Here is a 13300-nt window from a genome sequence, read left to right as displayed (position 1 = left end):
GTTTTGAACAATAAAGTTGCTGCCTACGAGGCTCAAGAAGTAGATATTTCTCAATTATTAGAGAAACATTCTGTTCTAGTAAAAAGAATCGCTCATCATTTAGCCGCAAGGTTACCAGACAGTGTTTTGGTTGATGATTTGATTCAAGCTGGAATGATAGGTTTGTTAGAAGCAGCAAAAAACTTTGATGGTTCAAAAGGTGCAAGTTTTGAAACGTACGCTGGCATTAGAATTCGTGGTTCTATGTTAGATGAAATACGTAAAGGTGATTGGACTCCAAGATCAGTTCACCGAAATGCAAGAATGATTGCAGATAGAATTTCCACATTAGAAGCTGACTTAGGCCGAGATGTAAAAGATACTGAAGTCGCTGAATCTCTTGATATATCACTCGCTCAATACCACATCATGCTTAAAGAAGCGAACGCCGGAAAAATCATCGGTATCGATGATATGGGCGTCAGTGAAGATGTGATATCAGTTAAAGAAGACTACGAAGCAGACGATACATATGTAGGCGTTGAAAGTAGTTCTTTTAAAAAATCAATTTCTTCGGCAATTAAAAACTTGCCTGAAAGAGAAGCATTGATATTATCTTTGTATTACGATGACGAATTAAATTTACGAGAAATTGGGGATGTTTTGAACGTAAGTGAATCACGCGTTAGTCAAATTCACAGTCAAGCTATGATAAGATTGCGTTCAAGATTAAAAGAATGGTTATAAAACTTGTAACTTCCTAATTTTAATTAATAATTAAGACAACTAATTTACCTCACTGGAGGATGCTTTGGATAAGAACATGAAAATTCTAGTTGTTGATGACTTTTCAACAATGAGAAGAATCATCAAGAACTTACTTCGTGACCTTGGTTTTACCAATGTACAGGAAGCTGATGATGGCAGTACCGCATTACCGATGTTACAAAATGGTGATTTTGATTTTGTAGTAACAGATTGGAATATGCCTGGTATGCAAGGAATCGATCTTCTTCGTGAGATACGTAAAGATGATAGCTTAAAACATATGCCAGTTATGATGGTAACCGCAGAAGCGAAAAAGGAACAAATCGTAGCAGCAGCGCAAGCTGGTGTTAATGGTTATATTGTTAAACCTTTTACAGCAGCTACCCTCAAAGGTAAGTTAGAAAAGATTTTCGAACGTCTAGAATAATCTTATTAGGAGTTAAATATGTCGTTAGAGACAACTCCGCAGATCAGTCTAGAAGAGGCTAAAGCGCTCGTTGTTGCGCTTGAATCTGGTGATGACCAATCTGCCAACGAAATACTCATGTCTGCAACTAGCCCTGAGAATAAAGAATTATTTGCTGAAGTTGGAAAATTGACTCGACAGCTTCATGATTCATTATCTAATTTTCAACTTGATCCTAAAATTGCCAATCTGGCTACGGATGATATTCCAGACGCAAAAGAAAGACTGAGTTATGTCATGAATTTGACAGAACAGGCAGCCAACAAGACTATGGATGCAGTGGACTCAAGTTTGCCACTGGCTGATAAAATAAATACTAGTCTGACGGAATTAAAACCTGAATGGGATAAACTCATGCAGCGGCAAATTCAGTTAGGCGAATTTAAATCTCTTTGTTATAGCATTAATGAATTCATGGAAGGGGCTGTAGTCGATGCAGCTCAGATCCACACTCATATGACTGAAATTATGATGGCCCAGGATTTTCAAGATTTAACTGGCCAAGTAATCAAACGAGTTATCGAATTAGTTAAGGATGTGGAAGATAGTTTAATTCACCTACTTACCGTATTCGGCGAACCAAATGCTAATACATCGAATGATACAAATAATGCTAATGAGAAAGAGCTTTCTGCCGATAACAATGGTGTAGAAGGTCCTATCATCGATGCTGAAAATCGTGAAGATGCGGTGTCAAATCAAGATGAAGTGGACGACTTGTTGTCAAGTTTAGGCTTTTAGATTAGGGAGCGGCCGCATGGCTTTGGATGTGGATCAAGAGATATTACAAGATTTCTTAATTGAAGCAGCAGAAATATTAGAATTATTATCTGAAGAATTAGTAGAACTGGAAAACGATCCAGAAAATGCTGGTTTATTGAATTCAATTTTCCGAGGCTTTCACACTGTCAAAGGTGGAGCGGGCTTTTTAGCTTTAACAAATTTAGTTGACGCGTGTCACGGTGCTGAGAATGTGTTTGATATTCTCAGAACGGGAAAGCGCAAAGTAACAGCCGAGTTAATGGATGTTATTCTGCAAGCGCTTGATACCGTAAATGAAATGTTTGCTCAAGTACAAGCTGGTGAAGATCCTTCACCTGCTGACCCTGAATTATTACATGCTCTTCATCGTTATTGTTCACCAGAATCTGAAGATGAATCTACTGCGGTAGAATCAACTGAAGCTACTGCTGTTTCAGATGATAGTAGCGATATTAATGAAATCTCAGAAGATGAATTTGAAGCTTTATTAGATGAACTTCATGGCAAACCATCTACCCCAGAAAAAACAGAAGATGTTGCTCCTCAAACTACGCCAGATTTTGGCTCTGGCGATGATATTTCCGATGATGATTTTGAAGCTTTATTAGATGAACTTCATGGTAAAGGATCATTCAAAGTTGACGCGAAATCTGAGTCTAAAGAACCAGATCCTATCGCACCACCTAATTTTGGTGGTGATGAAATAAGTGACGACGAATTTGAATCGTTATTAGATGAACTTCATGGTAAAGGTGCTTCGCCAACTAAAGGTAATAAACCTTCACCAACACCAAAAGAACCTGAACAGGCCGCTCCAGCACCTACACCACCTAAAAAGCCGGTGCCAGCTCCAGCAGCTAAACCTTCAGCACCAGCACCTATTGCTGCTGTTAAAGCTCCTGTGAAAGAAAAAGCAGCACCTCAAGCTGAAACAACAGTCCGGGTTGATACTAAACGTTTAGATGAAATCATGAATATGGTGGGTGAGTTAGTACTTGTCCGAAATCGTTTAGTGAGTCTAGGTGTTAGTTTTGGCTCAGATGAAGCAATGACGAAAGCAATATCAAATTTAGATGTTGTCACCGGTGACTTGCAAGGTGCGGTAATGAAAACCCGCATGCAGCCTATCAAAAAGGTGTTTGGACGTTTCCCTAGAGTTGTAAGGGATTTGTCTCGAAGCTTAAACAAAGAAATCACGTTAGAGTTAGTTGGTGAAGAAACTGATTTAGATAAAAACTTGGTTGAAGCGCTCGCGGATCCATTGGTCCATTTAGTGAGAAACTCAGTTGACCATGGTATTGAAATGCCAGATGACCGTGAAGGTGCAGGTAAACCGAGAATGGGTACTGTACGTCTTTCTGCGTCACAAGAAGGCGATCACATTCTTTTAACTATCGAAGATGATGGTAAAGGGATGGACCCAGAAAAGCTGAAACAAATTGCTATAGATAAAGGGGTGTTAGATGCTGATTCAGCGGCCCGTTTGTCAGATACTGAAGCGTATAACTTAATTTTTGCTCCAGGATTTTCAACCAAAACTGAAATTTCAGAGATTTCAGGTCGTGGTGTTGGAATGGATGTGGTGAAAACAAAGATCACACAGTTAAATGGCTCAGTAGAGATTCAATCAGAATTAGGTAAAGGCACAATACTACAAATTAAAGTGCCATTAACATTAGCAATCTTGCCAACATTGATGGTAGTGGTGGGTGACCTTATTTTTGCCTTACCTTTATCAACAGTTAATGAGATCATACATTTAGACTTAACTAAAACGAATATAGTCGATGGTCAGAAAACGGTAACGGTAAGAGAACGTGCTATCCCATTATTTTATCTTGAAGACTGGTTAGTGAAAAATCCAAAATCGAGTGCGGATAGAAAAGAAGGTCATGTTGTTGTTGTGCAAATTGGTACTCAACAAGTTGGTTTTGTTGTGGACTCATTGATTGGTCAAGAAGAAGTGGTTATTAAACCATTAGATGCTATGTTGCAAGGAACGCCGGGTATGGCGGGAGCAACCATTACATCTGATGGTGGGATTGCGTTGATTTTTGATGTACCAAATTTATTTAAACATTACGCCCGTCGTTTAAATTAAAGGCTTAAATATAATATCAAATGGCTATAAAAGTATTGGTGGTAGATGACTCAGCATTTTTTAGACGCAGAGTCGCTGAGATATTAAACGCACATCCTGATTTACAGGTTGTAGGTGATGCTGTTAACGGAAAAGACGCGGTTGATAAAACTAAATCCTTACGGCCTGATGTTGTTACCATGGATATTGAAATGCCGGTGATGGACGGTATTACCGCTGTCCGTCATATAATGAAAGAGTCACCGACACCAATAATCATGTTTTCATCACTGACTCATGATGGTGCTAAAGCGACTTTAGATGCATTAGAAGCCGGTGCTTTAGACTTTTTACCTAAAAAGTTTGAAGACATTGCAAAGGATAAAAAAGAAGGGACCAAGGTTCTTCAAGACAGAGTACATGCCTTAGGTCGACGCTCTGGCATGATGCGACGACCTGTAAGAGCGCCTTCGTCAACGTTGACCAGTTCAACCTCCACAAGAACTCCTACATCTAGTTTATCCAGACCTACTTCAGGTATATCTGCTAGGTCTACAACATCGTCATTATCAAATAACTTGGGCCGTCCATCGATTAGCCGAAGTAATGTGGCTAGAAAGTCGTCAGGCAAAAGTTATAAGTTACTAGCGATAGGCACTTCAACTGGAGGTCCTGTAGCATTACAAAAAGTACTTACAAGTTTACCAAGTAATTTTAATTTACCCATCATTTTAGTACAGCATATGCCAGCAGCCTTTACACCAGCATTTGCGGTTCGATTAAATTCGTTATGTAAGATCTCAGTAAAAGAAGCTGAACATGGCGATGTATTAAGACCTGGGGTTGCATATTTAGCGCCTGGCGGTAAACAAATGTTGATTGAAGGACGAGCACCAAACGCGACGATAAAAATATTAGAAGATAATTCAGCCAAAATGACGTACAAGCCTAGCGTTGATTTATCTTTTGGTAGCGCCGCAAAAATATATGGTGGTGATGTGTTAGGGGTCATTCTAACTGGCATGGGAGCTGATGGCCGTGAGGGTTCAAGAATGTTGAAACAACGCGGTGGTAAAATTTGGGCTCAAGACGAACAGAGCTGTGTTGTTTATGGAATGCCTCAAGCGGTCACGGTTGCTGGTATTGCAGAAGAAAACATCTCATTAGATGAAATGGGGCCTGCAATTTTAAAAGAGCTAAACTATGGATAAGCTTGCCTTTACAGGCTTAGTGATTGCTATCGCTGCTGTTTTTGGTGGTTACGCGGTTGAAGGAGGTGGCATATCCGCTTTATTTCAGTTACCTGCTTTTATTATTGTGTTTGGTGGCACTTTTGGTGCCGTTATGTTGCAAACGCCAAAATCAGATTTTATTCATAGTATTACCTTGTTTCCATTAATTTGGAAATCGCCAACTTATGACTTCAATTTATATAAACTGAAACTTTGTAAATGGGCTGACATCGCTCGACAAAAAGGTTTTTTAGCGCTTGAACATCAGGTCCATACAGAAACAGATCCCTTTGTAAAAAAAGCTTTAATGATGTTAATCGATGGCGTGGATAAAGACGTGCTTAGAGAATCTTTAGAGTTAGAAGCCCAGCTAGAAAGTGAACATAAAAATAGAGCGGCTAATGTATACGAATCACTGGGGGGATATAGTCCAACTATAGGGATTATTGGGGCTGTATTAGGCTTGATCCAAGCAATGGCCAACATTAATGATCCTCTTGTCTTAGGCCAAGGTATAGCAACGGCATTTGTAGCCACAATATATGGTGTTGCCAGTGCAAATTTATTATTTATCCCTTTTGGCGAAAAGCTAAAAACACAAATTGATGAAGAACTTTTATACCGCGAAATGATCATTCTTGGTTTGCTAAGTACTGCAAACGGAGAAAACCCACAGAATATTTCCAGAAAGTTAGACGCTTATCAACGTGAATTTGTATAGAGTAATAACGTATGGGCCGACTAAGACGCGTTAGTGAGTTAAGCAAACATCCAAGTCAAGAACGTTGGATGGTTTCCTATGCTGATTATATGACCCTTATGTTTGCTTTATTTGTTGTTTTATATGCTTCTGCAATCGTGAAAGAAGATTCTTTTAATGTCTTATCAGAGTCGTTGGGCAAAGTTTTTCAAATCGCTGGCGATAAAGGCAAAGGTTCTCAAGGTGAAGGTTTATTAATGAATCAAGTTGCTCAAAACGAGTTACTTGACGGCAATCACTTACTGCCAGAGAAAGGACCTAAGTTAACCACTGAAGATTTATCAATTACAGAGTCTTTAGATAAAAAACTGGGTAACCCTTTACAAGGTTTAAAACATGATATGCAAATGGCATTGTACCAATTGACTGAAAATGGATTAGCAAAGTTTGAGTTGGATGATGATTGGTTAACGATTGAGTTAAATTCAGGTATGTTATTCGCATCGGGTAGTGCCACAGCAAGCCCTGCGGCTTCTATAATTTTAAATCAAATAGCTAAAGTATTATCGAGTGTAAATAACCATATTGAAATAAGAGGTTATACGGATAGCCTTGCTATTAACAATGAAATATTTACTTCTAATTGGCAATTATCTGCAGCTCGTGCTGCATCTGTAACTAGTTTGTTAGAAGATTTTGGCATCACCCAACAACGACTTGCAATTAAAGCCAATGGTTCAAATGATCCCATTGCGACAAATGAAACCGTTGAAGGCCGAGCGAAGAATCGCAGAGTTGTCATTGCATTATCGAAATTTGGGTTAGAGCATGATGAAGTATCGGATGATAAAGTTAAATTACAACAAGATTTAACGGATAAAGTATCTAAGATGGCGTCTGATGAAGATGAGATCCAAGTTATAAAACTACCACATGGTGGTTTGAGGATCACAACCAGAAAAGATCAAGAACGAACAGCAAACGATAAAGACCAGTAGGTGAATAAATTGAAGATCTGGACAGTTGCGAATCAAAAAGGTGGAGTCGGTAAAACGACAACCGTCGTTACTTTAGGTGCTATTTTGGCCCAACAAGGCCATAAGGTCTTAATGTTAGATACCGATCCACATGCTTCATTAACTTATTATTTCGGTATTGATTCAGAAGAGCTTGAACACGGGGTATACAATGTATTTACTCAATCAGATAGCATGAACCGTGATGATTGGAATTTATGTATCTGGGAAACGCCAGTAGACAATTTAAGTATATTACCCGCCACGATGGCCATGGCGACATTAGATGGTATTTTAAGTAAAAAGCCAGGAATGGGATTAATTGTCAAAAAAGCGCTCACTAAGTTTGCAAGTGACTTTGATTATGTCTTAATTGACTGTCCACCGGTATTAGGTGTATTGATGGTAAATGCACTTGCCGCATGTGACAAAGTATTAATTCCAGTACAAACTGAATGTATGGCGTTAAAGGGCTTAGAGCGCATGTACCGAACAATGGAGTTGATCCAAACATCTCAATCTAAAACCTACGATATTTGTGTTATACCAACTATGTATGACAAGAGAACAAAAGCATCGATTGCCGCTTATCGTGAATTACGAGATACCTACGGTAATAAAGTGTGGGAAGGTGTTATCCCCATTGATACAAAATTCAGAACGGCCAGTATGGAAAAGCTGCCTTTGCCTGTGTATGCAAAAAATGCCCGTGGTGTTTTTGCTTATTCAGAATTATTGAAAAAATTAATATCAGAGTAATATAGATGTTCGCAAGTGAAAAAGTAATGTTGGACTATTTAGGTCAACTGTTAAATGAAGATGAAAATGCGATCGAATCAGTTGGCGATAGCAATTCGTCGTTAAAACAAGCTACTCAAAATCTAAGCTCTGATTATTTGGCTAAAGCGCCACTACCTGAAAAACAACAATCCCAATTGAGACCAATTGTGTCAGCGGTAAGTAATGTGAAAGCTTATAAAGAACAACCTGAGCCGCTAATTGCAGAGCCAAATGCAGTTGAAAAGTTGTTGCAACAGGTGAACGTTGAACAAGAATTACAAATAAATATTAAAGATGAGGCTAAATCAGTCGATTTAGTGAGTACGGAAGTAGATATTCAAAGCCAAGCTGAAGTTGTGGTTGAACCGCAGCAAAAGGCGGTTGTAGTAGACGAGTTTCCTGATAAACCATTTCAAGCTTTATTTTTTGAGGTCGCAGGTTTAGTGTTAGCCGTGCCATTAAAAGAGTTAGGTGGTATTCATAACTTAACGGAAGTGAATAGTTTGATTGGTAAACCAAAGTGGTTTAAAGGTGTCATGTTAAACCGTGAGAAAAAATTAAATGTGGTTGATTCTGCTCTTTGGGTAATGCCAGAAAAGTACGATGCAAACATGAAAGACTCGATCGATTATAAGTACTTAATAACCTTAGGTGAGAGTGATTGGGGATTAACGGCAGAAAAGCTCGTTGAAACTGAAACGATTCACCCTGACGCAGTAAAATGGCGTAATGGTCAAGGTAAAAGACCTTGGTTGCTAGGTACGATTAAAGAAAAAATGTGTGCTTTGTTGCATGTCAGCGATTTAATTGCCATGCTTGAACAAGGTGTAAATGCTAGACAAAAAATAGTAGGTTTTCAATTAGGAGTTGCTCAAATGAGTGAAGAAAGAGCCCCAGTAAATCATGTAGCCGATGGCAATGACGAAGTATTGCAATGGGTAACGTTTAAGCTAGAGGAAGAAACCTACGGTATAAACGTTATGCAAGTTCAAGAAGTCTTGCGTTATACAGAAATTGCACCTGTACCAGGTGCGCCAGATTATGTTTTAGGCATTATTAATTTACGTGGTAATGTAGTGACGGTTATCGATACTCGAGCTCGTTTTGCGTTAATGTCAGGTGATGTGAGTGATAATTCTCGTATCGTCATCATCGAATCTGAAAAACAAGTTATTGGCATTATGGTAGATAGTGTTGCTGAAGTGGTTTACCTTAAGACGTCTGAAATAGATAGCGCACCAAATGTTGGTACCGAAGAAAGTGCTAAATTCATTCAAGGTGTAAGTCATAGAGGCGGTGAGCTACTAATTTTAGTAGACTTAAATAAATTAATGTCTGATGATGAATGGGACGAAATATCTGATTTATAATTATCGGATATTTATTAATTTAAGGCAGCTATCGCTGCCTTTTTTATTCTAATATTTAAAATGGTTTTATCATGTATTGGCCTGCAATAAACAGTGTTGTTATCTTATGTTTTGCTATTGTTATTATTTTAGCGTTTAGTCAAATTATACGTCGTTTAGCCGACAAACAAGACGATATCGATGTGCTGAAAAAACAGTTAGATGAGCAAAACGACAAAATAACAATATATGAAAATATCACCAACCGACAGCAGCAGCAGATAACTGATATCAATAAAAACCTTACCGCTTGTTTAGCTCCACTTGAACAATTAGAAGTCCGAATTGAAGAAGTAGCAAGCACGACTCAATTATTGCAAAGTAATATTGACTCAGAATCCAGTGAACATAAGTTGTATGGTCGGGCTAAGAAAATGATAGAGATGGGCGCAGACATTGATGAACTCGTTGTTGAGTGTGAAATTCCTCGTGCAGAAGCGGAACTATTAATTTCTATTTATAAAAAATAAGTAATTTACATCAACATATTTAAACATTTCACAAAATCAGTCTAGCTTAATCTATCTCTAGGTTATAAGCCTTTAAATACGATACAGATCTATAACCCTTCCAAATTTCATATCCTTTGGCACGTTTAGTGCAATCTCAAAACAACAGTAATAATCACGTCGAAATATTGACAGGGGACACCAATGGACAAGCTTTTATATGTATCCATGTCCGGAGCTAAACAAAACTTAATTGGCATTTCAATGAATGCTAATAACTTAGCCAATACCCGAACAGCCGGTTTTAGGTCTGATTTTGAACAACAGCGTTCTATGCAGGCATTTGGTGAAGGTTTACCTACACGGGTTTTTGCAATGGCTGAACGTCCCGGCTCTAATATGGATCACGGTTCAATTTCGACGACAGGCCGAGACTTAGATATTGCAGTATCTGGTAGAGGTTGGTTAGCTGTACAAGATAAACAAGGTGACGAAGCTTATACACGAGAGGGTAATTTACAAATTACCAACGACGGTATGTTAACGACGGCAAAAGGAACACCAATCATAGGTGAGAATGGTCCTATTATTATCCCATTACCTATAGAAAAAGTCGAAATAGCTGGAGATGGAACCATCACTGTGAGACCACAGGGGGCACCTGCAAACTTCCTTGAAGTCGTTGACCGAATTAAATTAATAGAACCACCAACCGACGGCGCATTAACAAAAGGTGCGGATGGTTTATTTCGTTCTAAAGAATCAATTTTATCAAATGAATTATGTAGCTTTTGTGAAGCATCGCCAAATATCGGCATTGTAAGTGGCGCGTTGGAAATGAGTAACGTCAATCCTGTTGATGAAATGGTGCAAATGATATCTCACCAGCGCCAATATGAATTGCAAATAAAAATGATGACCAAGGCTGAAGAAGTAGATAAAAGCCAAGATCAGTTATTACGAATTGTATAAAAGAATTAATTAGGAGACTTCTATGCATCCAGCATTGTGGATAAGTAAAACGGGTCTAGACGCCCAACAAACAGATATAGCGGTTATTTCTAATAACTTAGCGAATGCGAGTACGGTTGGTTTTAAGAAAAGTCGAGCAATATTTGAAGACTTGTTGTATCAAAACATCAATCAACCAGGTGGGCGCTCTTCTCAAGATACGGAAATGCCCAATGGTCTAATGGTGGGTGCTGGCACAAAAGTTGTAGCTACTCAGAAGAATTTTTCGCAAGGTAACATGACCACCACAGATAATAGTTTAGATTTCATGATCCAAGGAAATGGATTTTTTGAAATACAACGTCCTGATGGCACCTTGGCTTATACCAGAAATGGACAGTTTTCTATTGATGAAAATGGTCGTTTAGTCACATCTGGTGCGGGCTTCCCATTACAGCCTGAAGTTAATATTCCTGAAGATGCACAGTCAGTAACTATCTCACAGCAAGGTGAGATCAGTGTTCAAATTCCAGGCCAAGGCGCTGGTGTGGCAATAGGGCAGTTAACCATTACTGACTTTATTAACCCTGCTGGTTTAGAACCAATTGGACAAAACTTATTTACTGAAACTGGAGTCAGTGGTGCGCCTAATCAGGGTAATCCTGGACTTGATGGTTTAGGTATTGTTGTTCAAGGCGCATTGGAAACATCGAATGTAAATGTAACGGAAGAATTGGTAAACATGATTGAAAGTCAACGAGTTTATGAAATGAACTCAAAAGTTATTTCAACAGTAGATCAGATGCTTAGCTTCATTACTCAGCAACTTTAATCGAGTAGGAAAATAATTATGAATCAAATTTTTCAACAACGACTAATCAAAAAAATGAACCGTTGTGGGCGTTTAATCTTAGTTACAGGGCTTGTTAGTTTTTTGACGGCTTGTGCTGTGAACCATAACGTTGAAAAAGAAGATCCATTTTTTGCTCCGATTATGCCAGAGATACCTACAGAAAACGTGGTATCTACCGGTAGTTTATACCATACGGGTTGGTCTAATGGATTGTATTCAGATACTAAGGCTAGGCGTGTTGGCGATATTATAACGGTATTGTTATTGGAAAATACTCAAGCGTCAAAAACAGCAAAAACTGAAACTAAAAAAGAAACGGATGCGAGTTTGTCGCCTTTAGTTGGTTTAAATGGACTGGCTCCTACTATTGGTGGAAATACTTTAGAGTTAGGGCTTGAGTCCGATGGCAATTTTAAGGGCGATGCTAAATCAAATCAAAGTAACAGTTTAAACGGCAAGATCACCGTACATGTGTTGAGAGTATTACCTAATGGTAATTTAATCATACGCGGTGAAAAGTGGTTAACACTTAATACAGGTCAAGAATTTATACGTATTACCGGTATTGTTCGCTCAGAAGATGTAGCGTCAGATAATACAGTCGAATCGACACGAGTGGCTAACGCTCGTATTTCTTACAGTGGTAAAGGCTCTTTAGCTGAAACTCAAGAAGCGGGTTGGTTAGCGAGCTTCTTCATGAGCACAGCGTGGCCGTTTTAGGAATACGATATGAAAAAATTACTATTAAGTTTATGTTTATTCACTTTGATCATTTCGCCGATAGCTGAGTCTGTTCGGATAAAAGATGTGGCCATGGTGCAAGGTATTCGTACTAATCACCTAGTTGGTTACGGATTAGTGGTGGGTTTACCAGGTACTGGTGAATCAACTCGGTATACCGAACAAAGCTTTAAAGCTATGTTGGCTAATTTTGGTATTCAATTACCAAGTAGCTTAAAACCTAAAATTAAAAATGTTGCAGCCGTTGTGGTAAGTGCTGAACTTCCAGCTTTTTCAAAACCAGGTCAAACCATTGATATCACGGTGTCATCCGTAGGTAGTGCAGCAAGTCTGCGTGGCGGGACATTATTACAAACCTTTTTAAAAGGTGCGGACGGTAATATTTATGCAGTCGCTCAAGGTTCGTTAGTGGTTGGAGGATTGGGAGTGCAGGGGCTAGATGGTTCTCAAGTTGTCATTAATACGCCAACAGTAGGAAGAATACCTAATGGAGCTTCAGTGGAGCGAACGGTACCAACGCCTTTTGGCAATGGTGATTACATTACTTTTAATTTAAATGAACCTGACTTTACTTCGGCAAAAAGGTTATCTGACACGATTAATAATTTGGTTGGACCTAATACGGCCAATCCAATAGATGCTGCATCAATAAAAGTATTAGCTCCAAGAGACATCTCACAGCGAGTTGCGTATTTATCGGAATTAGAAAATTTAGAATTTAAACCAGCAGATGCATCCGCAAAAATAATTGTCAACTCACGTACAGGTACCATAGTGATTGGTAAAGATGTGCGGCTAAGAGCTGCCGCTATCACTCATGGCAGTTTAACGGTCACCATTGCAGAGAATCAGCAGGTCGATCAACCAGAGCCATTTGCTAATGGTGAAACGGTTGTAACCAATCAAACCATCATAGATGTCGCTAGAGACGATACCAGAGCGTTTGTATTTGACCCAGGTGTCAGCTTGGACGATCTTGTTCGCGCTATTAATCAGGTGGGCGCAGCGCCTGGTGACTTGATGGCAATTTTAGAAGCATTAAAACAAGTAGGTGCTATTGACGGTCAACTGATTGTTATTTAACAGCTATTAAAACGTAAGAAATAACTAGAAA

The 13300-nt window shown here is 38.9% G+C and carries 14 protein-coding genes and 1 pseudogene; all 15 read left to right on the top strand.

Annotated elements, in window-relative coordinates:
* The first annotated feature begins 3 nt into the window (after positions 1–3).
* Positions 4–726: an RNA polymerase sigma factor FliA gene (locus RT723_RS07430; protein ID WP_216054518.1), complete on the top strand. Its 723-nt coding sequence runs from the start codon at positions 4–6 to the stop codon at positions 724–726.
* 64 nt (positions 727–790) lie between these two features.
* Positions 791–1174, top strand: a complete 384-nt coding sequence (gene cheY, locus RT723_RS07425; RefSeq protein WP_216054517.1) for a chemotaxis response regulator CheY — start codon at positions 791–793, stop codon at positions 1172–1174.
* Positions 1175–1192: 18 nt separating this feature from the next.
* Positions 1193–1954 (top strand): protein phosphatase CheZ, encoded by a 762-nt coding sequence (locus RT723_RS07420; RefSeq protein WP_216054516.1) that lies wholly within the window; start codon positions 1193–1195, stop codon positions 1952–1954.
* Between the two features lie 16 nt (positions 1955–1970).
* Positions 1971–4076, top strand: a complete 2106-nt coding sequence (locus RT723_RS07415) for a chemotaxis protein CheA (protein ID WP_315946513.1) — start codon at positions 1971–1973, stop codon at positions 4074–4076.
* Positions 4077–4096: 20 nt separating this feature from the next.
* Complete coding sequence (locus tag RT723_RS07410) at positions 4097–5266, top strand: protein-glutamate methylesterase/protein-glutamine glutaminase (RefSeq protein WP_216054514.1); 1170 nt, start codon at positions 4097–4099, stop codon at positions 5264–5266.
* Positions 5259–6008 carry a flagellar motor protein gene (locus RT723_RS07405; RefSeq protein ID WP_315946512.1) on the top strand — a complete coding sequence of 250 codons (750 nt, stop codon included), beginning with the start codon at positions 5259–5261 and terminating at the stop codon, positions 6006–6008. Before RT723_RS07410 ends, RT723_RS07405 begins: the two co-directional genes overlap by 8 nt.
* Positions 6009–6019: 11 nt before the next feature.
* Positions 6020–6985: an OmpA family protein gene (locus tag RT723_RS07400; protein ID WP_315946511.1), complete on the top strand. Its 966-nt coding sequence runs from the start codon at positions 6020–6022 to the stop codon at positions 6983–6985.
* Between the two features lie 9 nt (positions 6986–6994).
* A complete protein-coding gene (locus tag RT723_RS07395) occupies positions 6995–7762 on the top strand; it encodes a ParA family protein (RefSeq protein ID WP_315946510.1) in 768 nt (255 codons plus the stop codon).
* 5 nt (positions 7763–7767) lie between these two features.
* Positions 7768–8586 (top strand): annotated as a pseudogene (locus RT723_RS07390) (chemotaxis protein CheW); the annotation flags it as partial.
* Positions 8587–8658: 72 nt separating this feature from the next.
* Positions 8659–9153 carry a chemotaxis protein CheW gene (locus tag RT723_RS07385; protein ID WP_315947168.1) on the top strand — a complete coding sequence of 165 codons (495 nt, stop codon included), beginning with the start codon at positions 8659–8661 and terminating at the stop codon, positions 9151–9153.
* Positions 9154–9224: 71 nt separating this feature from the next.
* Complete coding sequence (locus RT723_RS07380) at positions 9225–9662, top strand: DUF2802 domain-containing protein (protein ID WP_315946509.1); 438 nt, start codon at positions 9225–9227, stop codon at positions 9660–9662.
* Between the two features lie 183 nt (positions 9663–9845).
* The gene (locus RT723_RS07375; protein WP_315946508.1) at positions 9846–10613 is read left to right on the top strand and encodes a flagellar basal body rod protein FlgF; all 768 of its coding nucleotides are present in this window, start codon (positions 9846–9848) and stop codon (positions 10611–10613) included.
* Positions 10614–10635: 22 nt separating this feature from the next.
* A complete protein-coding gene (gene flgG / locus RT723_RS07370) occupies positions 10636–11424 on the top strand; it encodes a flagellar basal-body rod protein FlgG (RefSeq protein WP_216054506.1) in 789 nt (262 codons plus the stop codon).
* 18 nt (positions 11425–11442) lie between these two features.
* A complete protein-coding gene (gene flgH / locus RT723_RS07365) occupies positions 11443–12165 on the top strand; it encodes a flagellar basal body L-ring protein FlgH (RefSeq protein WP_315946507.1) in 723 nt (240 codons plus the stop codon).
* Between the two features lie 9 nt (positions 12166–12174).
* The gene (locus RT723_RS07360) at positions 12175–13269 is read left to right on the top strand and encodes a flagellar basal body P-ring protein FlgI (protein WP_315946506.1); all 1095 of its coding nucleotides are present in this window, start codon (positions 12175–12177) and stop codon (positions 13267–13269) included.
* Positions 13270–13300 lie beyond the last annotated feature (31 nt).

It is taken from the genome of Psychrosphaera aquimarina, from assembly GCF_032461525.1.
GTDB lineage: Bacteria > Pseudomonadota > Gammaproteobacteria > Enterobacterales > Alteromonadaceae > Psychrosphaera > Psychrosphaera aquimarina.
This window is presented reverse-complemented; position numbering and strand designations above follow the sequence as displayed.